The sequence below is a fragment of the Lacrimispora sanguinis genome (assembly GCF_044987295.1).
Lineage (GTDB): Bacteria > Bacillota > Clostridia > Lachnospirales > Lachnospiraceae > Lacrimispora > Lacrimispora celerecrescens_B.
In genome coordinates, this window is the sequence record NZ_CP173277.1 from 2,216,770 (window position 1) to 2,241,975 (window position 25,206).

The window sequence follows — 25,206 nt, forward strand, 5'->3', positions numbered from 1 at the left end:
TCTATAATAATAGCCCGGTAAAGATTTTACCTTTTACCGGGCTATTATTATATTATCGTTCTCTTTTATTTTCTCATACATCTTCCGCTTAAGTTAAAAACCGGCTCATGACATAATTACTGATGTCGATCCCTCTGGAAGTCAGACGATAATTGCCGTCTATAAACTCCATAAGCCCTTCCTCTTCCATCGCATCCAGCACCATACCATAAACACTCCGGATATTGTGGCCAAAGCTTCCGGCAAACCCATGGGCAGAGACACCTTTCATCAGACGCAGCCCCAGAAACATGTACTCTTCCATCTTATCCTCTATTGTCAGCTGTTCAAACTCCTGCCTAAGCACCCTTTGAAATGCTTCTTCCTGTTCCAGATGGGCGCTGCAATACTCATCGAATACCGGAGTATTGTGAAAACGGCAGCCATTTATATAAGAGGCCGCCCCCAGACCTAAGCCAAGATATTCTACTCCGGTCCAATAGCCGATGTTATGCCTGCACTCATATCCGTTTTTGGAGTAATTGGATATTTCATACCTTTCATACCCTTGTTCGTTTAGAAATTCCTGGGTCAGGTAGTACATTTCACGCTCTGTATCTTCATCCGGCAATTCCGGCAGGGACATAAGACTATTCCGCTCTTCCAGTGTCAGGGAGCGGTTTTCCATGTTCACTTGCTCTCCATACCGATCAAAATATGGGGTCCCTCTTTCCACGATCAAACTATAGGCAGATAGATGCTCCGGTTTCAGCATGGTCACCTTTTTTAAGGTATTCTTCCACGATTCCAACGTCTGGCCTGGAATTGCTGAAATCAAATCCACATTCACGTTGTCGAAACCGGCCATACGAACTCTCTGATAACTTTTCAGGAATTCGTCGTAAGTATGAATTCTGCCTAAATAGCGCAGTTCTTTGTCATCTGCAGATTGAAGTCCAATACTGATTCGGTTCACCCCTGCTTCCCTGTAACAGGAAAGGGCCTCGGCCGTTACCGTACCAGGATTTACCTCCATCGTAATCTCTGCTTCGGGGACAATCTCAAATTCTTCCCTGAGAGAATGAAGAACTGCTGCCATGTCATCAATACCTAATATAGAAGGAGTGCCTCCCCCTATGAATACACTGATCACCTGGTATTCTTTGACTTTGGCACTCTGGCATTTGATCTCCTCTATTAACTTTTTTGTATATTCCCGCTGCGCCTGCTGGTTACCCGGAAAAGAAAGGAAATCGCAGTAAGCGCATTTACGCGCGCAGAACGGGATATGCACATAGATCTCAAGATTTTTTTTATTCATCATCTAATTTCAGTACGCTCATAAATGCCTTTTGCGGTATCTCAACGTTACCGACCTGGCGCATACGTTTTTTACCTTCCTTCTGCTTTTCAAGAAGTTTCTTCTTTCGGGAAATATCACCGCCATAACATTTGGCAAGAACGTCCTTTCTCATGGCCTTCACTGTCTCGCGGGCAATGATCTTGCCGCCGATAGCTGCCTGGATAGGGATTTCAAAAAGCTGTCTTGGAATCTCATCCTTTAGCTTCTCACACATTCTCCGGCCCCTGTCATAGGCAGATAATGCATGGACGATAAAAGAAAGAGCATCCACTTCTTCTTTATTAACCAGAATGTCTAACTTCACAAGCTCTGACTTCTCGTAGCCCTTTAATTCATAATCAAAGGACGCATATCCTTTGGAACGGGATTTTAAGGCATCAAAGAAATCATAAATGATCTCATTTAAAGGAAGCTCATATCTTAAGAGTGCCCTGGTAGCTTCCATGTATTCCATACCCAGATACACGCCCCGCCGTTCCTGACACAGGGTCATGATGGCGCCTACAAATTCTGTGGTCACCATGATCTCAGCACTTACAATTGGTTCTTCCATATATTCAATTTCAGTTGGATCAGGCAGGTTGGAGGGGTTTGTTAACTCCAACTTCTCACCGTTCTTTTTATAAACATGATAAACAACGCCGGGTGCTGTTGTTACCAGATCCAGATTATATTCCCGTTCCAGACGCTCCTGAATGACCTCCAGATGAAGGAGTCCTAAAAATCCGCATCGGAAGCCAAAGCCAAGGGCAAGTGAAGTCTCTGGCTCAAAGAACAGAGAAGCATCGTTAAGCTGAAGCTTTTCCAAAGCATCCCGCAGATCATTATAACGGGCTCCATCCGCAGGATACAGGCCGCAGTAAACCATGGAAGTAACTTTCTTATAGCCTGGGAGGGCCACCTTGCAAGGACGGTCCGCATTGGTAATGGTATCACCCACTGCGGTTTCCTTTACATTTTTAATGCTGGCTGTTAAATATCCTACCATACCGGCACTTAATGACTCACACGGAAGGAACTGGCCTGCGCCGAAATAGCCTACTTCCACCACCTCTTCTACTGCTCCGGTAGCCATCATGCGCACCCTGTCGCCCTTTTTCACCGTTCCCTCCTTCACACGGAAGAAAACGATGACACCTTTATAGGAATCATAAAGAGAGTCGAAAATCAGGGCCTGAAGGGGTGCATCAGGGTCTCCCTCTGGAGCCGGGATCTTTTCAACAATGGCATCCAGGACTGCTTCCACATTTAAGCCTGTCTTTGCGGAAATCCTTGGAGCATCGTGGGCTTCGATCCCGATGACATCTTCGATCTCCTCTACCACACGCTCCGGTTCTGCGCTTGGGAGATCGATTTTATTTAATACCGGAAATACATCAAGATTATGATCCAGAGCCATATAAACGTTAGCCAGTGTCTGCGCCTCGATTCCCTGGGAAGCATCCACAACCAGGATGGCTCCGTCACAGGCTGCAAGGCTACGGGATACCTCATAGTTAAAGTCCACGTGACCTGGAGTGTCAATCATGTTAAAAATGTATTCTTCGCCATTCCCTGCTTTATAAACGGTCCGGACTGCCTGGGCCTTAATGGTAATTCCCCGCTCTCGTTCCAAATCCATATTATCAAGCACCTGAGACTGCATTTCTCTGCTGGTGAGCAAACCTGTCTTCTCTATAATCCGGTCTGCAAGAGTTGACTTACCGTGATCAATATGAGCGATAATACAAAAGTTACGTATCTTATTCTGCTGGGCAGCTGCCATATAGTTAATTCCTCTTTTCTGATGTTTCTGGTGTTTTCCGGCCAGCCCCATCCCAAGGAGGGCGCAATTCGCCAGATTACTATGATATCTTTAAAAATATACCATTAAAATTACCGATTGTCCACTGTGAAAGCATTGAATTTCCTTGTAATTCCGTTGAAAAATCAAAGTTGATCCCTTGGTTTGCTGTTCCTGGTAAAAAATAGTAGTATCATAGTGTTACTAAAATGACATCCCTTTCACATGTAAATACAGTATAACGATGTATTAGAATAATATTAAAGAAACAACCGCCCCATTACAAGGGGTTGGCCAAATACTCTGAATAGAAACTCCATCCTTTTCACTCGCCAAAGTTTACAAGGATGGTTTTTCTATATGTATTTAAATAAATTTTTTAATTACCTTGCAACACCATATCCAAAATTTCAGACAGTGGTTCCATGGCGTTTAACGCTTCCTGGTATGTATTCGTCTGGGCTCCTACTTCAATAAGGGCTGACCTTGCTCTTAAGTGCTGGTTATATCGAAGTCCTTTTATGTATATTTTCCGGGTCAGATTTGGAAAATAGGCCGCTGCGTCAAGCTGCATCTGTAAGCTGAAAGCAAGATTCTGCGTACGATAAGGATTGGGAAGATACTCAATCGGCCCTTTTGGGGTCTGGCTGACTCCATTAAAAAACATAATGGGAGCAGTTGGTTTCCCATTTACCTGGTTTACCATATGCAGATTCTCGTTCACCCCATCCCGGTGAACATCCAGTATTACCTCAATAGATGGATTCTTCTGCAGGATTTCTGTAATGCCATCCAAGGCATAAGTATATGCTTTGTTCCTATCCAGCTTCCCGTTTTGCAAATCATAAACCGAGGTATCGTGAATCACGTTGTAGCCCTTTTTGGTCAAAAGCTCTGTAAGATAGTTTCCGATTCCCACCACAGTCGCATTGGGATTCTTCGGCCCATGGTCCGCAAATTCCTCCTGGGAATGGGTATGATAAATGAGAATCTGTGGTTTGTCGTTTCCGCCCTCCAGGGTAAAATCCTTGGAAAGGAATTCATCCGCCTTCATTAAATCCCTGCCTGCCGTTGTGGAGGTATGGATACTGTAAAAATGCTGGATGAGGAAGTCATAGTCAGCCAGCTGTTCCTTGCGGTATACGGCCCCTGCTATCGGCCATATAGTGCTGGACGCACAGGTCATGGCAGGGTCCTTATCCGCAGTCAGCGTATTTACTTTATCAACTTTTGCCACCTCAGTTTCAGCTGCTTGATTTTGCTCCGGTCCCTGATTGGCTGTCGTTTCTCCTCCAGCCGGTGGCTGCTCTGACGGCTGTGCCTTATGGGTTCCTGCATTGATGCTTCCGTCTTCTCCGCTTTCCTCTCCGCCGTCATATAAAAGGAAACTATGTTCCTCATAAAACCTTCCGCTTTCTAAATATCCTTCATAGGCCGGGTCCGCTTCTCCATGGTTCGTTTCCGTTTTGCCGCTGCCTCTATACCGGTAAAGTGGAGACTGGCTGAAAAGGATATCACAGAGAACGTTTACCATGGATTTTTCATGGGTTCCGGACAGAATACTGCTCTGATCACTCTCATCCCATGTTGCGGCCGGATACTGGAGCCTCCAGATATAGGAAATCCCAAAGCCGGCCCCTTCTTTTGCCCAACTTTCCACCTTATGAGGATCCGCCTTTTTTCTCACTTCTGAAACTTCTTTTATGCTGAAAAGAACGGCCAGAACCAGGCTTACGATGATCATCATTTTACTTATATACCAGTTAATTTCCTTATTTCTCCGCCTCATAACCGCCTTCCTGCATAGATTATTCATAATATCCTATGCAGAATACCTGTCATTTACTACGAATCTTCCTGTCCCAAAAATGCCATATGAATTCCTTCCGAGATGGTAAAGCTAAGTTCCTTTACTGTTTCATCAATGTCCGGAGGCGTTACATACAATGGTCCAAATTCCGGTTCCAGCAATTCCCGGATAAGGTCATACTGCTCATCCGAGTTCAGCTTTCCAATAAAGTCTCCCATTCCCTTGGTTTCCATGCTCTTTGAAAGAGCTCCAATCATAGCGGAAACCGTATCATGGACAATGGCTGCCGCCCCTACAACCGTGGGTACTCCGATCGCCATGACCGGCACGCCAAGGCTTTCCTTCGTAAGGCTGTGCCTGTGATTGCCCACTCCGGACCCCGGGTGAATCCCTGTATTCGTAAGCTGAATGGTAGTCCCAAGCCGCTTTACGCTTCTGGCTGCCAGCGCATCAATGGCAATGATGAGATCCGGCTCTGTTTCTTTTATAATTCCCTTTAAAATCTCCGCACTTTCCATTCCAGTCTGAGCCATGACTCCCGGAACGATACCACTGATAACAGGCATGGTTCTTCCCTTCCAGAAATCATCTCCATACTGGATTTTCAAATGCCTTGTTACTTGAAGATTTTTAAGAACTCTGGGGCCAAGAGAGTCCGGTGTAACAGAGGAATTGCCAAGCCCGGCCACCAATACATGAAAATTCGGTTTCCGGAAATCTTTCCCCGCAAGAAGACGTTCAATCTGGTTTGCCAGCTCTTCTGAAACCTCTCTGTGATAATCTTCGTCTTTCATGGAAAGCTCATCAGCTTCCAGGGTAATATAGGTTCCAATGGGTTTTCCCATGGCCTTTGAGCCTTTTTCGTCAAGAATTTTCACCTCAGTCATTTTTATATGGCTGTCTGATCGATGCCACTCACGCAGTGATACTCCTGATATCTCGCCGCCGTCACCTGGGAAACTCTCTCTTTCTTCTACCGCAAGGTCTGTACGCACTGTAAATGTGTTTTCCATTTTTTCCACCTTTCCTATTTAATGCCCATATCTTTAGGGCATAAAGGTATGCCTGTATGGCTTTCCTCTTTATTGCTCATGCTTTTTGGGCATAAAGGTATGCCTGTATAACTTTCCAGCATTTCTAAGGTATTTTCTGCAAAAATACGGGAATTATGTATTGACATCTGCGTCGAAATTCGTTAAAATATAAAAGTATGTTTACATTGAACTGTCCGTGTCCAGGCTTTGATGCAAAACAAAGAATAATCATATATCATATTATTGGAGGTGTACCGATTGGCTAACATTAAATCTGCAAAAAAGAGAATTTTAGTAAACGAAACAAAGGCTGCAAGAAATAAAGCGATCAGATCCAAAGTGAAAACATCTATCAAGAAGGTAGAGGCTGCTATCGTTGCCGGTGACAAGGCTGCTGCACAGGCAATTTTAGTAAACGCTATCTCAGAGATCGATAAGGCTACTACTAAGGGCGTATATCATAAGAATACTGCATCCAGAAAAGTATCCAGAATCTCTAAAGCTGTAAACACAATGGCTTAATTCATAGAACAGACTTTTATCCCATTCGGAATAACCCACTGAATGGGATTTTTTGTGCTATTTTTAAGGCTTTTGCAGAATAGTCTCACGCACTATTTTGCAAAAGCCTTTTTATTTTTAACTATTGATAAATCACAAATGCTTCATAAGGTTTCAGTTCTCCGCTTTTTCTCTCCATTGATTCATAATTGCTGATCAAAACAGTTCCGGATTTAAATTCCTCTGGTAAGCTGTAATCTATCGTCCGTCCGCAGAAGCTGCATACAACCAGAAGCTTCCTCTCTCCCAAGGTCCTCACGTAGGCATAGATGTCCGGATCATCAGGAAGCAACAGTTCGTAACTGCCATAAACGATGATCTCATATTCGTGGCGAAGAGTGATCAATTGTTTATAATAATGGAATACGGAAGTCTTTCGTTCCACCTGTTCTTTGGCATTGATGCTTTTATAATTGGGATTTACCATGATCCAAGGGTCGGCCTCTGAAAATCCGGCATTCGTGCTTGTATCCCACTGCATGGGGGTCCTCGCATTGTCCCGGCTCTTATACCTTAAATACTTCATCATTTCCTCTTGGGTAAAAATTCCTTTTCCTGTCAGCTCATAGTAGGCATTTATGCTGTCCAGATCCCGAAAATCATGGATGGTTTCAAAGGGGACATTGGTCATTCCCAGTTCCTCTCCCTGATACACATAGGGAGTTCCCTGCATCATATGGAGGCAGGTGGCAAGCATCTTGGCTGAGCGTTCCCGGTATTCCTCACAATCATTTCCAAAACGGGAGACAACTCTTGGCTGGTCATGATTATCCCAGAACAGGCTGTTCCAGGCAATTCCCTCAAGCCCTTTCTGCCATTTTGTCATAATGGCTTTAAGATCCGGAAGATACAGTTTCTTATCCGTCCATTTGTTGTCAGGATCCCCATCTACATCCATATGCTCAAACTGGAATACCATGTTAAGTTCACTTCCATCAGAGGCTGCGTACCTGGCCGCTTCCTCAAGAGTCACGCCGGAGCACTCTCCTACCGTCATGATATCGTAGCCGGATAAAACCTCCCGGTTCATTTCCTTTAAATATTCGTGAACATTTGGTCCGTTTGCTGAAACATTAAAGCTGGCATACCCATTGATCATGGCCGGACCGTCGGGAAGTCCTTCCTGCTTGGAAATCAGGCTGATCACATCCATGCGGAATCCATCGATCCCTTTATCCAGCCACCATTTCATCATATCATATACCTCTGTCCGGACTTTCCCGTTATCCCAGTTTAAGTCCGGTTGTTTTTCGGAAAAAAGATGAAGAAAATACTGGTCTGTTTCCTTATCATATTTCCAAGCCGGTCCGGAAAAGCAGGATCCCCAGTTATTAGGTTCTTTTCCGTCTTTCCCATCTCTCCATATGTAATAATCCCGGTAAGGATTATCCTTTGATTTTCTGCTTTCTAAAAACCATGGATGCTCATCTGAGGTGTGGTTAACCACAAGATCCATAACCAGTTTGATTCCCCGTTTGTGTAACTCTTCCAAAAGTCTGTCAAAGTCCTCCATGGTTCCAAATTCCTTCATGATATCACGGTAATCACGGATATCGTAGCCATTGTCATCGTTTGGAGAATCGTACACGGGAGACAGCCAGACCACATCAATCCCTAGTTCCTTTAAATAGTCCAGCTTGTTTATGATTCCCCCTATATCGCCGATTCCATCCCCATTGCTGTCACAGAAGCTTCTGGGGTAGATTTGATATACTACAGATTCTTTCCACCAGATTTTCATAGTCTTCTCCTTTCTAATCCAACACATAATCACGCAGCAGAATAAGAAACACACTGGCTGTCCAGGTAAAACCGTGATCTCTCAGACCCCGCCCGTCCAGCGCACTGTAATTTTCATAAAATCCATTTTCAGCACAAAGTCTGCAGAAACGTTCTGCATAAGAACGTGCCTCTTTCTGTCTGCCGCACTGTTTTAAAGCATCTACCAGAATCATGGCAGCGGCTGGCCAGACCGCTCCCCGCCAATATCCGTCTTCTTCAAACAACATGCTGTCCAAAGGCTCTGATGCAAACCCCCAGGGACCGGCCAGATGGCCTTTCTTTAAAAGCTCTGAAATCAGATTTTCCCGTATCTTCTCTGGAAGGCGCTCCCCAAGAATCAGGGGAAGATACAAAATCAGGGAATCGGAAGGAACCACTTCCATCTCAGGGATCTTCATCGCTTCAAACCGTCCATCTCTCACAAAATAGGTCAGAAGCTTAGAGAACAGACTTTCCCCCTTTTCCTTCCACGCTTCAGCCTCTGACAGCCAGCCAAGCTGCCTTGCCGTGTGCTCCAGAAACTCCATCTGCAAAACAAGCCAGGCCGATAAATCCGGCGACTGGACCGGCAAGCCCAGACGGAATACGGTGGCATTGTCCCAGCCGGAATCATTGCCATGCTGGTAGGTTGGGATGCCGTTTTCCTCTACCCGGTAGGTCAGCCACCAATCGGTAAAGGAGGCAACAGAACGGTACAGCTTCTCCTTTACTTCCCTGCCCGGATCGTGGATCTGAAACATCTTCTTTAGGATAAATCCCTGGACTGGAGGCTTTACAAAGGAACGGATGATCGTCCTTGCCTGGTAAGCATCGGGGTATGCGCCATACTCATCCTGTTGATCCGCCATGGCCAAAAACTGTCCGTATGCCAGCTCCGGCTGGGACGAGACCAGGGCAAGGCCATTAAAGGCATAATCCCAGCTCCATACCAGATTCATCCAGTTTTTCGTCATGACCATGACAGGTCTTTTGATATAACCGGAAGGCTGAAGCACGGAATGCCACAAAACATAGGCTGCTTCCCTTCCGGCTTTTTCAAAAGCAGGATCTGCCTTCTTTAAATCTTTCATGATCCCTTTCTCAAACTCCAGATATTCCTCTTTTACAGTCTGACGGCACAAGGCATAGCTCCCATACTCTTTTTTCTGTAAGCTTAAACCGGTAAGGGTGATCACGGCCAACAGTTCTCCCTCTTCCGGGCTTAGAAGAAGCCCCGTCCTGCTGCTTCCATAACCATTGTCCGGACATGCCGATTGATCCTTTGTCTTTCCTTTTTGCAGGGTCACGCGGAGGGCCATATCATCTCCCGCTATTTCAAAGCTTCCATCCATGTGTCTCATCACTCTGTAATAGGAACCAGCTTTTGTCTTTGTAATCAGAACAGAGCTGTTTGATTTAAAGAGAAACCCTTCCTCATCCCCAAAGCATATAGAGTATTCTCCTGTTTCAGAAGTTACGTTCAGTTCCCAGGGTGACATGGAAACTGCAATCGTTTTTTCCGGTTTCCCATCATCATTTACCGGTATGATGGGATAAGTCTCCTGTTGGGAAAACGCTCCGTAAAGCACCCGCACCGCAATGTGGCCGTCAAATTCCTTCGTGCCATCCTGAGGGTAGGAAAATGCCAAATAAGAGCCGTATCTGCTAAAAGGTACGGAATGGATATCCAGTTGTCTCCTGTGTTCCTCCATTTAAATCCCTCCTTATCCGACGATCTCCAGCAGCTGTCGGAAGGCTGACAGCTTATAATCTGCTAATAAAGATTTTACCGCATCTCCCACTGCTCCGCAATCCATTCCGCCAGATTTTGCTGCTATAAGTCCTGCCTCGGCATCTTCTACTACAAGGCAGTTTTCCGCCTTGCAGCCCAGCATTGCTGCTGCTTTTTGAAATACTTCCGGATGAGGCTTTGAATGGGTAATTGCATTCCCGTCAGAGACGGCATCAAAAAAATGTTCCAATCCCAACTGCTTTAAGATCAGTCCTGCATTCTTGCTGGAGGAGCCGATCGCAAGTTTCATCCCCCGTTTTCTAAGCTCCATCAACGTATCCTTTGTTTCCTCCGGCAAATCGGAAGGGGTCATGCCTTCCAACAGCTTTTTATAACCTTCATTTTTCTTTGTTAGATATTTATTCTTATCTTCTTCCCTCATGACCTTGTCATACCGTTCCAGTATGATGTCAAAGCTCTCCTTCCGGCTGACCCCACGCAGCCGGTTATTGATGATCTCATCAAAATAAATCCCCAACTCATCTGCCACCTCTTTCCATGCAAGATAGTGGTAATGATCGGTATGACAGATCACACCGTCCAAATCAAAAATAACCGCTTCATAGGTTTTCTTTTCCACGTAAACAGATGCTTCCGGTTCCACCCTGGTGTTTCTTCCCAATACCATAAGCGATACCGGGCAGTTTCCGCTGTTTCCGATTGTAACGCCTTTCTTATCCACTGTAACCGTCAGCTTCTGGCCCTTCCATACCAGAGGAAACCGAAGCTCTTCCCAGGCCTTAGGCAGCTTTGGATTAAGTTCCAGGCCACCACGGCGGATCCTCAGCCCTCCAAAGCCCATGACGCAGCTTAACCAGATTCCTCCGATGGAGGCACTGTGGATTCCTTCCTCCGATGATTTCATATTGGGCCCCAGATCGATGGAGCATGCCGCCTGATGCATCTGGTAGGCCATGTCCTCCATTCCGTAATCATTGGCTAAAACTGCATGAACGCAGCGGCTTAAGGATGAATCATGAAGGGTCTTATCTTCATAAAATATAAAGTTTTTTCTTTTTGTTTCCAAAGAAAATAAATCTGGCATCACAAAATCCAGCATGACCGTATCGGCCTGTTTAGAGACCATGAGTTTCCCCATCTGCTCCATATTATAATCCTGATGGATTCCAAGGACCTTTCCAGAGGCCTTATAAGGTGCCAGGTCAATGGGCTGTAAGCTCATATATTGGTCAGTTTGAGGGACAATGCCATTTCCCCCGGGAACCGGTAAGTAGAGCTTTTCCCTTTTTTCCTTTAGCCTCTGTATTAACCGGTCAAAATGGAACTTTTGGTCCAACCGGTCTGAAACCTCCTTATTTTCCTTTGGCAAAGCTTCCATAATACGTTCAGCCAGCTCCATATTATAATTCGCCATATAATTGGTATAGGCATTATTATCCACATGCTCCTTATACTCATCCGGCCCGATCACGTCAAGGATCTCATAACAGTCCTTTTTCTCATTCCATTCCAGCCGGCTGGACCAGAAAAGAGCCGTATCCAATATGATCTCATATCCATACCGGTCCATATAGTCCTGATCTCCGGAGGCCTGGTAATACTGCCATACCGCATAAGCCACATCCGCACTGATATGGTGTTCGATTAATCCTGTCAGGCACTTTTGCACCTTGCCCGTTACTACGTCGGTGCCAAGATATAAGGGAGTTACCTCTCCGTCATCGATCCAGGCGCATTCCCATGGATACATGGCCCCCTCCCAGCCGTTTTCGGCGGCCTTTTTGCGGGCGCCATAGAGATTTCTGTAGCGATATTCCAGAAGGGTTCTGGCGGTTTGAGGTTCCGTAAGGGTAAAATAAGGCAGGATAAACATTTCCGTATCCCAAAAGGAATGGCCCTTATAGCCTTCTCCTGTCAAAGCCTTTGCAGCGATCCCCACCCGGTTGTCGTCCTTTTTCACCATGACATTTAAATGATACTGGGCAAAGCGGAGGGCGAGCTGATCAAAATCATCGCTTCCCCGAATGATCACCTCATGATTTTTCCAGAATTCTTTCCACGCTGCCTCTGACTCCGCCAGCAGTTTGTCATATCCCTTATCAAATTCAATCCGTAAGCATTCCATACCGTCCGCTTTCAGACGTTCAAAATTACCGGAGCACTCTTCCTTTTCGTAAGCCAGATCCCTGGAGGAATGAAAGCAGGATATCTTTTCTAAGCGGATGGTTTCACCGGCCTCTGCTTTCACAGACCAGCGCAGATCCATATTTCTTCTTCCCATAACCGGAAGAGGCTTTTCATCCCGGTTTATCCTGCAGGCACTGTGGACCGCTGTCAGCACCCGGGACTCGGTGGTTTCTGCCAGGAACTGCATGGTGATACCGTCATAGATCCTGCGCCTTAAATTCTCAAAATGCATGGCTCCATGGTTTGTGACATCCCCATGAATTCCAGTTTCAATCACCAGCTGCGCGCTGCCATCACAGGACAGCTCCAGGTATTCTGCCGCAATATGTTCATTTTTTAAGGATACAAACCGTTTAAAAACAGCCGTAACCAGAGTTTTTGATGGACATTCCCACACAATCTTTCTGGTGGTTTCTCCGTTCTTTAAGTTCATGATCCTGGAATACTCCATGACCTTACCGGACTGCAGGTTCAGACGGTATCCGTCAACAAAGATATCCATAGCAGTTACATCCGGAAGATTGGGAAGTTCTGTCACCTCTTCGTCTCCCGCTTTATTAAAGGTTCCGGTGATGAATGTGTTCCTCACCTCTTCCACATACCGCTCTTCCAGAGCATTTCGCATCCCTATGTAACCATTTCCCTGGGCAAAAACCGCCTCATATTTTCCCAGGTTCCGGGCATCAAATTCTGTTTCCTCAATCAGCCAGTTTTTTAAATCTCCCTGACCCTTAAAAAAATTCATTGTGTTAATCATTATGCTCTCCTATATTGTCAGCCTTTTACTCCGGTTGCCGCAACGCTGGCCTGCACCTGCTCCTGGGCCAGCGCATATAAAATGATGCCCGGAAGCACGACAAGGGTCAAAGCGGCAAACAGCTTTGTGTAGTCATATGAAAATGATTCGGTAAAAAATTGCAGCGCCACCGGCAGAGTCCTGTTCTTATTAGAAGAGGTCAGCAGGGAAGCATAGAAAAATTCATTCCAGTTATTCAAAAACATAAGAATCCCGGCCGTAGCCAGCCCTCCTTTTGCCAGAGGAAGGTTGATCTGGAAAAATACCCGGAGAAAACCTGCCCCTTCCAGCCTGGCCGCCTCATCTAAGGATGATGGAATGGACATAAAGGTGGATTTTAAGATAAACACGGACATTGCTAGACCCATGGATAAGTAAACCACCGCCAGACCCCAGATGTTGTCATACAGATTTATCTTCATAATCAGGGAAAAGATGGGCTGTGCCTTGGAATGGGAAGGAACCAGCAGGGTAATGGTAAACAAGGCAAAAATCAGGGATTTTCCTGGAAAACGGTACTTTCCGATCACATAAGCGCCCATGGCAAAGAACAGGAGCGACAGGAGCGTTGAGGTAATGCAGACCAGAAAGGAATTGACCGCGTACCGTAGAAAATCATATTTCTCAAATAAGTATATATATGGTTCAAAACTTATGGAGGTCGGCAGTGTAAATGGATTTCCAAGAATCTGGGCATTGGTTTTAAAGGATGACATGATCACCCAGAGAATCGGAAAGACCGATATGATCACAGTAAAGACCATAAGAAAATACATGCAAAACACAGTAATTTTTTTCTTCATTTCGCCCCTCCTCCTAATAGATGCTGTCATTCATACGGAATGTAATATTGACGGCTGCCAGGATGATTAAGCCCAAAGCAAACATGACCATACCGTTGGCATTGGCGTATCCGTACTTCATATCAGATATGGAATTGACCAGAATTAACGGTATATTCATGGTATCGTCCCCAGGGCCTCCTGCAGTCGTCAGCCTGATCTGCTCATACATGGCGATCCTGGAGGTAATGGAACAGATCACTCCGGTACCAATGGCATTTCTGCAAAGGGGAAGCATGATATGACGGGTCAGCTGCCATGGGGATGCCCCGTCTACCCTGGCGGCTTCCACCACTTCCTCCGGGACTGCCATCAAATCATTTAATACCACCAGAGTCACAATCACCGCATAAAAGATCCAGGTGCATGTAACTGCCCAGAATGCATATGGGGATTGAAAGAACCATTGGACATGAAAGTCCGGAGAAAACCTACGGATTAAGTTATTTAAAATACCCATATCGTCATTGAAGATGAATTTATATATCATGGCCCAGGCAGCCGCTGAGATCACGTTAGGAACCATAAAAATCACCCTGGTAAATTTCCAGCCTTTTGGCTTTGCATACAGTACAAATGCCATCAGCACGCCGAATCCCACATGGAGAGTGGCTGCAATCACGGACCAGGCAAGAAGGTTTTTCAAAGATATGAGAAATGTTTTGGAATGAAAAAGATCGATATAATTTTTTAGCCCTATGAAAACCGGTTTGTTAAAGCCATCCCACTTGGTAAAGGATGTGGCGATTACAGTAAGAATTGGTGATAAGTAAAACAGTAAAAATATCAGGAGGGAGGGCAGCAAAAATAAGTAGCACCACTTATAATTCCTTCTCTCCAAAACAGTGGAATTTGATTTTCCTGCTTTCATTTTCTTCCCCTCTTTCTAAAAAATACTGCTGCAATACACCTATTTTCACAGGCTTTTGCAACAGTATTTAATTCCCATGTACGATGTTTAGTTTTTCGCTTCTTCTGCTTTCTGAGTCAACTGACTGCAGAATTCCTCCGGCGTAAGAGTTCCGTCTGCAAGCTTAGGAAGCAGCTTACCAAATTCCGTATCAGCAACAGAAGCCGGCATCACATCGAAAATAGAGGCGGTGTATCTGGTATTTTCATCCATGCTTTCGGCAAGCTGGGATAAGATACGGTTTTCTGCCTGTTTCTTTAAGAATTCGTCACTGTAATCAAGCTTCGGAGCCACACCGCCTTCGGTCAGTACCAGCTGCTCGATTTCTTCCTTGGAATCGCGGAAAGCAAAGAAGGCTTTTGCCAGCTCTTTTTCCTCATCAGAAGCGGTATTTGCAATCCAGAATTCACCGAATACTCTCGGATTGGCAATAGCAAAATTTCCTGGATAAATATCTGAAGTCACTTCCTCACCAGTAAATCCATTTGACCACTTGTCTGCTGATTCTTCATCAAAATCAGAGGCCATCCAGGAACCGTTGCATATAATGGCAGCACTCTTGCTCATAAATGCATTGGCTGCATCTGCGTAAGCTGCGCCAATGGTATTGGCTGATGCATTACTCTGAAGGAGTTTCTGCAAAATGGATATAGCGGAAACGATCTTTGCATCGGTGTAATCATAAAGTTTGTCATCCACATACTGAGCCAGATATGTCTCTCCCCCCTCCTGATTGGCAATAAGAGCGGTAAGGAGAAGTCCTGATGTCCAGGCATTTTCCGCAGTCTGGAATGCAAACTTGTTATCTCCGATGCTTTCCATGAACTCGTCAAGTTTCATATCCTTAACGGCTTTTTCCGGCTTATACATGGTATTGTTATAATACAGACCCACAGGCTTTAACACGGAAAGGGGCTTGCAGATAAGTTTTCCGTCCACGGTGCAGTAATCCATGGAGTCATCAATCCAGTTATTCTTTACCTCCGGGTTCGCATTTGCAAATTCGCTTAAGTCATATGCCATGCCATTGGCAAGAACTACGCTCTTGAACCACTGAAGATCGATACCACCGGAACCAGGTGCGTGGACAATGGCGGGAAGCTTATTCTGCTGGGCCAATTGCTTAATCTTTTCCGCATACTGGGCCTGAGGAACCTCCTCGATCACGATCTTATACTTGCCTGCGTATTTCTGATTAAACCGTTCTACTTCAGGGAGAAAGAAAACAGCACCAACATTTTCACCTGCCAGATAGGTTGGAAAAGTCATCTGTATTTCCTTTCCCGACGCATTTTCAGAATTGCCTGCCCCCGGTGCCGTTGTTTTACTGTTCCCACCGGAACAGCCGCTGATCACCGTTGCCGCCGCCATAACAGCTGCCATAATCCCCGCCAATTTTCTTTTCATAAATATCCTCCTTAATATTTTTTTACAATTGTTTCACACTCTTGCCTTCCTCAAGAAAATATTTCGTCATATGAACTCTGGAATACTTTTCGTCATTCACCATTTTCATGAGAAGCTTTGCCGCATCGTAGCCTTTTTGCCACATATTCTGGTTGATGCGGGTAATAAAAGGATCAATGTATTTCATAAAGTAGTTGCCGTCATAACCGGTAATGGAAAAATCCTTTGGGCTCTGATATCCCAGCTCCTCAACTGCTCTTAAAACTCCTATGGCCGTTAAGTCGCTCATGCAGACAAACGCAGTCCCAGCCTCCTCTTTATATTCCTTCAGCAGTTTCTTTGTTCCTTCATACGCTTTCTGTTCCATAAAATCCGTATAGATCACTTTGCAGCTTTTGGGATCAATGCCGTTCTTTTCAAGGGCATCTAAGTAACCCTGTTGACGTCTGATGGAAACATCGGACTTTTTCCGTCCATAAACAAGAATCAGTTTCCGGTGTCCGCGATCGATCACGTACTGGGTGACCTGCTCAAATGCCTTTCTGTCATCTGTCATGACTGCTGATGTGCATGCTCCGTCCAGCTGAATATCAATGGACACACAGGGCAGGGCGGTGTGAGGCAGGCTTTTTACCAGAGGATCCGTTATCCTGAGTCCCATAATTACGGCTCCTGATAATGAATATTCTCTGCAAAATGTGTCAAAATCCTTTTTCTCCTGTTCTTCCTTTCCAATGGAATACATGGCCAGATTGATCTCATGCTTCATCATATAGGTATAAGCTCCCTGGATAACATTCATCATGAACTCGTTAGACTGGGCCTCTTCCAAAAGCCCGCAGATGAGTAAAGCCACATTTTTTTTGTTCTTTGAAGACAGATTTTTGGCACTGGTATTGGGAACATACCCAAGTCTTTCCGCCGCCTCCACCACGCGCGCCCTGGTTTTGGCCGATACATCACTGTATCCGTTTAATGCTCTTGATACGGTACTTATTGATAATCCCGTTTCCTGTGCCACGTCATAAATTGATTTTGCCATTCTACACCTCGTTTTTTCCAAAAACGTTTTTGGTCTTTGGTTTTTTTTAACACTTCATTTTAGAAGTGTTGCATGAAAGACCTATTTACGAAAACGTTTTTGATAATTACAAAATACCATTTTCTTAGTCCCGTGTCAATATATTTTATATAATTTGTTGTAAATGTTGAATATCTATCGTTATTTTTAGGCATATTGTCCTCCGTAGTTTGTTTGAGAAGGTTGTTCTCATTTCTACCACACGGATGGGATCTATTTTTTTCTGTTACGAGAGATATAAAAGAAAAGTACTATGAGAAATGAAAGGGTTTGTGCAATGGTAATGCGGACAGACAGTAATTCATCCACGCCGGATGATGTGACTACGTGCAGCAAGTTAGCCGTGGTGTTATTCACAAAATGAGCCGTCATTCCTGCCCACAAGGATCCTGTAAGCTTATAAAGCATACAGTACTGAATACCAAGCAGAGTACTGGTGACTACCAGAATTAGGCCGGCCATAAATGCACCTGCCATGGACTGATTGCCGTCTATAACATTTCTTAAGTGCTGCATGATATGCCAGACTCCAAAGAGAACGGAAGACAGGATACATGCGACGGGAAAGGAATACTTTTCTTCTGCCAGCCGGACAAACAGTCCACGAAAAACGCCCTCTTCCATTATCACATTGATCATGTTTCCTGCGATACAGATCATGATAAACAGAATGCTGCTCTCCATCCCCCGGTTACCTAAAACGGAATAGCTGGTCACATAAAATTTAAGTCCTAAAAAATTGCCTGTTGACGATTGAATCAGTATTTCAATCCCATATCCAACAGTAAAAACAACTGCGCCAAGCAATGCTCCTAATAAAATATTTCGCAGCACCTTTACAGGGGAAAAACCGACTTCTGTCCATGAATACCGGAATAGTGAAATAGAGAGCCAAAGCAGTAGAATGCCGGCCAGTTTATGTATAAATGCTTCGCCGATCAACGTCTGGTCGGTACGGAATATGAAATATTCTATTGTCCGGAATGCAAAGCAAATGGCATAGAACATAAGAATGATTGGAATTGGGTTTCGTTTATTATCCAGCATAGGGTTACCTCTCTGACTGTTGTTTATGACGTTGGAAAAATTCCGCTGCCTCTGATTCATTGGATCATCTTTGATTACATGGGATGCACAATTATCTGCTATACAGGCAATTTTAGCATAGTGTATGAATATTTTCCAGCATCTTTAGACGTCTTTAGACGGCTTCCATATTTTTAGACGGGGCCGGATTGCCGGGCTCCCGTCTTTTTTTCAGACAATATGCAGGGCACCTTTTTCATTAGTGCTCAGATTCATTTTTCCTTCAAACATGCTTCCGTCTTCCGTAACCCGGTATAGCTCTTCTTTCCAGATAATCCACTGGCTTTTTGCCATAGAACCGTTGTTATTTAGATAATACCATTTGCCATCTGACCCGGTTTTCCATGTATCTTTTACCATAAATCCGGCACCATCGAACCAGTACCAGTTTTCTAAGTCCTTATACCAATCGTTCGTAACATATTTTTCGGTATTCCCTAAGTAAAACCTCCAGCTGCCCTCTTCTTCAATCCAGCCGGATTTATGCATCGGCTCTTCTGCCAGTGCTGCTTTAAAGCCGTCCCATGTATGTTCGGTATGATTGTATACATAAGGATTGGGACAGATTTTTCCCGTTACATCATAATGGCGGATTACGTGATCCGCCGGAACGTTGTACTGTTTCATCAGTTCTTTTATCAGCTGGGCAGCGGCTTCTACTGTTGCATCTTCAAAATACCAGTCTCTGCTTGTATCTGATTGACTTCCATTGTTCCTGACACAGAGCTCTATTCCCAGGCTGTTGCTGTTACGGCACTCCGGATGGGAATATGTTTTTGCTCCGCAATGCCATGCGATATCTTTGTCCTCAACGGATTGCCGTATTTCTCCGCTGAATCCGACAAAATAATGGGCGCTGGCCCCAATGTATTGGGAGGCGTAATATTTGCAGTTTGCTTCTGCTCCTCCGAGAGCTCCTACATAGTGTACTACAATATATTTTATCCGGTCTATTTGACCGTTGCTGTAGTTGTATGGTGTCAATAGTTTTTGAACTTCCATATTAAATTCCTTCCCTTAGGCCCACAAAACCCATCTCGTCTGCATCAAAGGATTCTCGGAAACGTTCAATCTCCGTGTAATCGGAATTCTTTAGATTTTCCTGTATTCCCAACAGCTCTATGTTTGGCATAGTTTCAGTTGCTTCGCTTTTAACCATTAAATCACCTTGTCCTTTTTGTATTATTATATGATGGTTGGGGTGGGAATGTACCGGAGGGAGGGAGATGGGCTTTTAGGGGCTATCACAATGTTTGTGATTTTTTATTTAAAAGGTCTATGGCATTAATTAAGGCCGCTGGGAGAGGCAGGCCCATAAGGCCTGCATTCTCTACGATGGATATGAGCTCGTTTGCCATAAATCCGATGATAACTGTGTCGCGTATGTAAGGAGTGCCTAGCGATAGGTCTAGGCGATGGGCCACCAGTACAAACAAGAGCGCCATACACTTCCTGCATAAGCCTTTAAAGCCTGCTTTCGATTCCAGTGTTCCGGATTCTGTCTTTACACTTTTATGGAATACTCCGGCTACTGCCAGGCCAGAAAGAAAATCAATGGCCATGAAAAGTATTAATGTTCCGATACCGGTATCCCACCCTCCAAATAAAGATACTATGAAGCTGCCCACAGTTCCTGCTATCACACACAATATATTTTTCATCCTCATTTCCCTCACTTTTTCTCATACTCTCTCCCTGTGATCTCCAGGAACTCATCGGCATTGATCCAGCGATCCACTGCATTCCTTACCATTTCATCAGACCACAAACCTGCATAGTAAAATTCTCTTACCTTTTCAAACTTACTCATATTATACTCCTTCCAAGTCAAAACCGGTCATCATAGCTAAATATGATACTTGGGCATTCAGTGCCGGCATCTGCTGTTCTGCAGTAGCGATGTTATCAATCACCGTTTCGTTCCCACCATCATCTACGCGGTAAAAGACTCCTTCGCGATACTTATCACCGATCTCACATGGGTACAGTAGGCAGTCAACTGCAAATGCCTCATCTCCATAAGAACCTCTTGTAAGCCAGTTGGCCATTTCATAGTTGTCGCACACTATAATGTTTTTAATTTCGCCTTCATAAATCTGTGAAAAAACCTGATGTATAATCATCGTATCAACCTCCTTTGTCAATATCCCCATCTTATTAAACAGATACCAGAACCACCCGCAAATCCAGATCCTCCTGCCGATCCGTATTGGTATCCACCACCACCACCACCACCGGTTCCTGCAGTTCCATTAGAGCCTAAATTACCCATCGCGTCGCTACCATTTCCTCCACCGCCAGCACCGCCATATCCTCTGTTTGTGTTTGTGTACTGTCCATTTCCACCGCCACCGCCACCGCCGGCATAAAGAGTATTGGAGGACTCTCCATAAGCCCTTGTGGTAGTTTTTTGGCCGCTACCGCCATATCCATATGGGTCACCAGTAGCTCCGTAGGAGCCATCTGACCCCCCATTTCCCCCATTATAGCCAGCGGTTGACCCAGCACCGCCACCTCCTGAGCCACCTGCACCTCCTGGGGTAATAGCTGCTTTTTTTCCTCCATTCGCTGTACAGTAATTTGTTCCACTAATAGTCACATAGGAGGTGCCTCCATCTGTACCGGATGTCATGGAAGCTCCGCCAGACCCACCAGACCCCACAACTATAGATATTTGTTGTCCTGGAGTAACAGGAATGGCCTTTTGAGTAGCAGTATAACCACCTCCACCACCGCCGCCGGCGGCATATTTAGTTCCGCCTTTATCTCCTCCAGCACCTCCGCCACCTCCGCCTATACAGAAAACATCAATACTTCGCACTCCCGCAGGAATCGTAAATGCGCCAGAAGAGGTAAATGATTGCTGTCCTTTTGTAGTTGCGGCTGTTGCTGTATATGTAGTTGCACTTACCCATTCTGCCCCGTCCTTGACAGCATAGGAAAATGCCCGGAAATAGTAGGTGGTTCCTCCCGCAAAGCTTGTCACGGCAGTACTGGAAGTTCCGGATGCAACAGAATTATTTCCGGAACCCTTATAATATCTAGTTCCATCTGTAATACTCATCGGGTGAGACCCTGTCTTTCCAACAATAATAACTCCTGAAAAGGGTCCCTTTACAGGGTTTTGCCATGTAAATTCAATCGCCGTGGACGAGTACACGGCAACACTAAAAGACAGAATACTGTTTACTGAGAGAGTCCCTGTAAGTTTACTTCCATTCACCCATGCAGTCTGCCCGCTTATTATCTGCGCTGCCGTAGCCGTCGCACTGGTCTGACTTGCCAAACTGTTAGCCGTAACTTTACCTCCTCCATTGTGGAAACCGGCAGGCACCGTATAGGAGGCACCAGCATTCAAACTCAGGGACACCGCACCATGGTTTACCATAGAACCTGTTCTCTTAATCTTTGGATTCGAATTATAATATGTTTTTCCTTCCAGTACCTGACTATCTGATACGTCACCGGTAAGTTCTAATGTCCCCTCTACCACTTCATCATCGGAATCTGATGTAATTGCTTTATACCCCTTTAAAACCTCTGACTTTGAAGCTGTACACTCATCAGAACCTGCTCCTGATCCACCGCCTCCGGCAATAATCACTTTACCCATTATCACTCACCCCTCTCAAATACACGCTGAAATCTCCGGTCGGCTTCTTTTCTCCGCAGTAAAACGTTACATATCCGTCTTCTGTTTCCCCGTCAGTTATCATTCCAACCATTTTTCTTCTAAGTTTCACCTCTGCCGGAGATAATTCCTTTGGAGTACATGGACTGATTACTGGGTTATCTGACGCTTTTATCCCAGTTACCGCAACTTTCTGGCTGTATGGAATCATATTGCTCCAGCCAGATGCAGGAATAATGACCTCTATGGGCCGCTCATGCTGCTCCTGAATCTTCTTATTATAGAAAGTATTATTGAAAAGCTGTTCTATTTCAAAAGCCATTTCCTGACCGTCTGCCAGAGTCTCTCTGTCCCATTTTCTGATTTCCGTGGTATATTCAGGCGGATTTTTTACATTGCAAAATATCATAATTAAACCTCCTTAAAAAATTTCATCCATATCATATATCTGAGGAATGTCCGCATCTTTTCCTTTACGCATAAATGTCCGATAAGCAACTAGATCGCCGTCCGAATCGAACAACCCCATTTCCGATATTTCTCTTCCTGTTAGTTCGCCCTTATCCAGAGTAGCAGTAAAACGGCATGTCGATTCCGCATCATTTATGTATGCATGTGCTTCTATTTCTTTCTTCATTAACTCATTGTAAAGCCCAATTTCATTGCCTGTTGTTTTCTTAGGCTGTCCGTTTTCATCCACGCCTCCGTCTCCCCATGCCATGTGCGTGATAGTCGGGAGTGTTATATCCCCGGCATGAGCCTTGCAGAACTTCTTCCTGCCTGTTGTTGTTATTACTCCATTTGATGTTATTACTCCATTTGATGTTTTTGTCATTTTTCTCTTCCTCTCTTATAAAATTGATAAGCCACCATTTAACTTACGCCTACTATCTAATTTCCAAGTGTTATTCACTACATTTACGTTCATAACGCGGGTAGGACCTGCTGTTACCTGTTCCTCTGTTTCAGACGCAAAAGCCACTTTCTCTTTGCATTGTATATCTCCCCTTAAGTCAGTTCTAAATCTCAAAATATTATTACCTGTGGTAATTCGCTCCACAGTTACCATAGGTACTTTTATTCGTTCTGTCGCTTGTACAAATTCAGGAACATTCACCCCAAATCTGGATCTTATCGGATAAAAATCGATAAATTCTCCACTGTTATACCCATTCAACCTGCGGCTGCCATCTAATAACCATTGATTGTCCAAATATAAGTGAGGCAGATTATAGCGAGGATAAAAGCCTGTCCAGTAGCGGATTGAATTTTTACAAGAAGTCTGAATATTATAATTTTCCTGATATTTGCTTAAAAAAAACGTCTCCAAATTGGCTGGTATCATTTCCCGAATCATTCCTTGAATACTTTTCAAGACAGTTATCGGCCTCTCCTTCACCACAAGCTTTAATTTATAAATATGATGAAAAATATATAATTCATAGTCTTCACCTAGCAAAGCTGTTAGCTGTTCACCTAATTTACTCTTCGAATAAGGGAGTTGGTAATTCCAATTTGCCAGAACTGCTGATCTTCTCTCATCAAGAGTAAATTGAGGCTCTGGTTTTAAATCCAAAAACAGCTCCCATTTCTTTATTCCCTGATAGTCTGCCGTCAAAATGAATCCAGCGTCCCAAAGATCCTGACAACCATCACAAAGTACTTTGAGTTCTTTGGCTTCTAGTTTGGCGATACTGTCAAACTCAACAAATTCCTTAACGTAGTCCGGGAAATAAGATTTCAAATCATTTTCTCTCCGATCATACATGAATTTCACCCCTTACAGCTATCCTGTCCGATGGAATTACATAATTTCCACTTTTTCCATTGATGTTTGTATCAAACACATCAAGTATTCCTTCCACATCGAGCAGTTTGCTTTCAATTCTGGAAATCCTCACTACGTTTTCATTAACCTCCTGCCAGGATTTGTTTAGTTCTGCAAGATAGTCATCTATTGCATTACTGATATCACCAAAGCACCGACTAGCATCATACCCTGTTTGATATGTAATATTAGTTACAACAGATATTTTCTCCTCCTCTGCTCCAACTACTGTTACTTCATGGCCAATAGGTGCTAGTCCATAACCTTTCCCTTGATTCGGCTCTGGGTCAATTTCATCCTGTACTGCTTGAATCAAATCAGCAGTAGGAATACTATAAGATGAATCAATAATAACCAGCTTCACAGTTCCACCACCGGCCCATGCAGGAAAGACCTTTACCCCTCCCACTCTGGAAATTGCAGATACCTTTTCTTTATAATCTGCTATATTTCCACCATACGCCTGTGATTTTAAACTATTAAAATAGCGCTTACGAAACCGCTCTGTTTCTTCCTCATCTTCTCCAGGTATTAATAATTCCGACAATTCTGCCTTTGTCAGCCCTTTTATATATTCAATAGGGATTAGCCTGCCGAAGTTGCTGTTTCCAGCTGCTCCTATTGTCTCGCATCGCATTCTATATTCACCAGTACCTAATCGTTCTACAGCTGTGTAATTAAAAACATTTAATGAAAAACGGCTGCCTATAGGTATTTCTATATTGAATTCTCCTTTTAATTCTGCATATGTAGCGGCTTTTGGTGTTACTCCACGCTCTGCTGCCCTTCGAATTAAAAAATCTCGGCTTGCTGAATCAGCAAACATTTCCTTTAAAACATGGTCCAATTCAATATACGTAATTGCAATTTCTGCTGCTGCCGGAGCCAAAGCCGTGTAAATGACGGATCCTTCTCTCCTATCCAGATCTTTTGGAACTCTATCCAACATCCGCCTCAAAATAACTTCATACGTCATATCCTCATACATTAAATACTCACCTCCTTTTCCATCATAATTTCACCATAAGTGGTATGAACCATAAACCTTACATGAAGGATTTTCCCATCATCTTCAAAGGAAAATGTATCAACACTCTGAATCCTGTCATCCTGCTGCAATGCTTCTTTGATTCTTTTTTTGATCTTTGCTTTTACCAGTCCTGTTGACTTCCCGAATAAGCCGTTAAGCTCCACACCATAATTCCAGCTATAAATGAGCCAGTCGAACCGTTCAGTATTAAGAATGCAGAAAACCGCTTGCTTTACCGCCTCCAAACCATCTACCGTTCCGATTACCCGCTTTCTTTCCGTATCCAGCCGAAAGGTCTTTGACGGCATCTGTACCATTTTAAAATCCTGTTCCAAAATATTACCTGTCACCGGAAGCATGGCAA

General features: G+C 44.4%; 24 protein-coding genes. 1 reads left to right on the forward strand and 23 read right to left on the reverse strand.

The genetic code is table 11. From position 1 onward, the window contains the following. Window positions 1–88 precede the first annotated feature (88 nt). From hemW to gpr, 4 genes are all read right to left on the reverse strand, one after another. Complete coding sequence (hemW, locus tag ACHZES_RS10300; RefSeq protein ID WP_154522456.1) at window positions 89–1,303, reverse strand: radical SAM family heme chaperone HemW; 1,215 nt, start codon at window positions 1,301–1,303, stop codon at window positions 89–91. After that, window positions 1,293–3,107: a translation elongation factor 4 gene (gene lepA / locus ACHZES_RS10305; protein ID WP_395548061.1), complete on the reverse strand. Its 1,815-nt coding sequence runs from the start codon at window positions 3,105–3,107 to the stop codon at window positions 1,293–1,295. The genes hemW and lepA overlap by 11 nt, the downstream gene beginning before the upstream one ends. Before the next feature lie 397 nt (window positions 3,108–3,504). Next, entirely contained in the window at window positions 3,505–4,914 is a 1,410-nt protein-coding gene (locus ACHZES_RS10310) for a stage II sporulation protein P (protein ID WP_395548060.1), read from the reverse strand. A 56-nt stretch (window positions 4,915–4,970) separates the two neighbouring features. Continuing rightward, window positions 4,971–5,948, reverse strand: a complete 978-nt coding sequence (gpr, locus tag ACHZES_RS10315; protein WP_038280960.1) for a GPR endopeptidase — start codon at window positions 5,946–5,948, stop codon at window positions 4,971–4,973. Window positions 5,949–6,227: 279 nt separating this feature from the next. On the opposite strand from gpr, the gene rpsT reads away from it, so the two are divergent. Then, window positions 6,228–6,491: a 30S ribosomal protein S20 gene (rpsT, locus tag ACHZES_RS10320; protein WP_038280961.1), complete on the forward strand. Its 264-nt coding sequence runs from the start codon at window positions 6,228–6,230 to the stop codon at window positions 6,489–6,491. Between the two features lie 121 nt (window positions 6,492–6,612). On the opposite strand, the gene ACHZES_RS10325 is transcribed toward rpsT, so the two are convergent. From ACHZES_RS10325 to ACHZES_RS10415, 19 genes are all read right to left on the reverse strand, one after another. Further along, on the reverse strand, window positions 6,613–8,271 hold the full coding sequence (locus ACHZES_RS10325; RefSeq protein ID WP_395548058.1) for an alpha-glucosidase: 1,659 nt from the start codon (window positions 8,269–8,271) through the stop codon (window positions 6,613–6,615). Window positions 8,272–8,284: 13 nt separating this feature from the next. Next, window positions 8,285–10,003, reverse strand: a complete 1,719-nt coding sequence (locus tag ACHZES_RS10330) for an amylo-alpha-1,6-glucosidase (RefSeq protein WP_395548057.1) — start codon at window positions 10,001–10,003, stop codon at window positions 8,285–8,287. Between the two features lie 12 nt (window positions 10,004–10,015). After that, window positions 10,016–12,988, reverse strand: coding sequence for a beta-phosphoglucomutase (gene pgmB, locus ACHZES_RS10335; RefSeq protein WP_395548056.1), 2,973 nt, complete (start codon window positions 12,986–12,988; stop codon window positions 10,016–10,018). Between the two features lie 17 nt (window positions 12,989–13,005). Then, window positions 13,006–13,830 (reverse strand): carbohydrate ABC transporter permease, encoded by an 825-nt coding sequence (locus ACHZES_RS10340; protein WP_038280966.1) that lies wholly within the window; start codon window positions 13,828–13,830, stop codon window positions 13,006–13,008. A 13-nt stretch (window positions 13,831–13,843) separates the two neighbouring features. Further along, window positions 13,844–14,740, reverse strand: a complete 897-nt coding sequence (locus tag ACHZES_RS10345) for a carbohydrate ABC transporter permease (protein ID WP_100305890.1) — start codon at window positions 14,738–14,740, stop codon at window positions 13,844–13,846. 87 nt (window positions 14,741–14,827) lie between these two features. Then, window positions 14,828–16,186 (reverse strand): ABC transporter substrate-binding protein, encoded by a 1,359-nt coding sequence (locus ACHZES_RS10350; RefSeq protein WP_038280969.1) that lies wholly within the window; start codon window positions 16,184–16,186, stop codon window positions 14,828–14,830. 22 nt (window positions 16,187–16,208) lie between these two features. After that, a complete protein-coding gene (locus ACHZES_RS10355) occupies window positions 16,209–17,228 on the reverse strand; it encodes a LacI family DNA-binding transcriptional regulator (protein WP_395548055.1) in 1,020 nt (339 codons plus the stop codon). A 252-nt stretch (window positions 17,229–17,480) separates the two neighbouring features. After that, the gene (locus tag ACHZES_RS10360) at window positions 17,481–18,314 is read right to left on the reverse strand and encodes a lysostaphin resistance A-like protein (protein WP_404820364.1); all 834 of its coding nucleotides are present in this window, start codon (window positions 18,312–18,314) and stop codon (window positions 17,481–17,483) included. Between the two features lie 210 nt (window positions 18,315–18,524). Then, window positions 18,525–19,355: an N-acetylmuramoyl-L-alanine amidase gene (locus tag ACHZES_RS10365; protein WP_395548053.1), complete on the reverse strand. Its 831-nt coding sequence runs from the start codon at window positions 19,353–19,355 to the stop codon at window positions 18,525–18,527. Between the two features lies 1 nt (window position 19,356). Beyond that, window positions 19,357–19,512, reverse strand: coding sequence for a hypothetical protein (locus tag ACHZES_RS10370; protein ID WP_157724375.1), 156 nt, complete (start codon window positions 19,510–19,512; stop codon window positions 19,357–19,359). A gap of 85 nt (window positions 19,513–19,597) precedes the next feature. Then, the gene (locus ACHZES_RS10375; protein ID WP_395548052.1) at window positions 19,598–20,014 is read right to left on the reverse strand and encodes a holin family protein; all 417 of its coding nucleotides are present in this window, start codon (window positions 20,012–20,014) and stop codon (window positions 19,598–19,600) included. Window positions 20,015–20,025: 11 nt separating this feature from the next. Beyond that, window positions 20,026–20,163 carry an XkdX family protein gene (locus tag ACHZES_RS10380; protein WP_395548051.1) on the reverse strand — a complete coding sequence of 46 codons (138 nt, stop codon included), beginning with the start codon at window positions 20,161–20,163 and terminating at the stop codon, window positions 20,026–20,028. Between the two features lies 1 nt (window position 20,164). After that, window positions 20,165–20,476, reverse strand: coding sequence for a hypothetical protein (locus ACHZES_RS10385; RefSeq protein ID WP_395548049.1), 312 nt, complete (start codon window positions 20,474–20,476; stop codon window positions 20,165–20,167). Window positions 20,477–20,493: 17 nt separating this feature from the next. Further along, the gene (locus ACHZES_RS10390) at window positions 20,494–21,966 is read right to left on the reverse strand and encodes a glycine-rich domain-containing protein (RefSeq protein ID WP_395548048.1); all 1,473 of its coding nucleotides are present in this window, start codon (window positions 21,964–21,966) and stop codon (window positions 20,494–20,496) included. Continuing rightward, entirely contained in the window at window positions 21,959–22,393 is a 435-nt protein-coding gene (locus ACHZES_RS10395; RefSeq protein ID WP_395548047.1) for a hypothetical protein, read from the reverse strand. The genes ACHZES_RS10390 and ACHZES_RS10395 overlap by 8 nt, the downstream gene beginning before the upstream one ends. Before the next feature lie 12 nt (window positions 22,394–22,405). Next, window positions 22,406–22,819 (reverse strand): phage tail protein, encoded by a 414-nt coding sequence (locus ACHZES_RS10400; RefSeq protein WP_395548046.1) that lies wholly within the window; start codon window positions 22,817–22,819, stop codon window positions 22,406–22,408. A gap of 15 nt (window positions 22,820–22,834) precedes the next feature. Continuing rightward, complete coding sequence (locus ACHZES_RS10405; protein ID WP_395548045.1) at window positions 22,835–23,752, reverse strand: putative phage tail protein; 918 nt, start codon at window positions 23,750–23,752, stop codon at window positions 22,835–22,837. Then, window positions 23,745–24,800, reverse strand: a complete 1,056-nt coding sequence (locus ACHZES_RS10410) for a baseplate J/gp47 family protein (RefSeq protein WP_395548044.1) — start codon at window positions 24,798–24,800, stop codon at window positions 23,745–23,747. Before ACHZES_RS10410 ends, ACHZES_RS10405 begins: the two co-directional genes overlap by 8 nt. After that, a complete protein-coding gene (locus ACHZES_RS10415) occupies window positions 24,800–25,201 on the reverse strand; it encodes a DUF2634 domain-containing protein (RefSeq protein ID WP_395548043.1) in 402 nt (133 codons plus the stop codon). Before ACHZES_RS10415 ends, ACHZES_RS10410 begins: the two co-directional genes overlap by 1 nt. Window positions 25,202–25,206 lie beyond the last annotated feature (5 nt).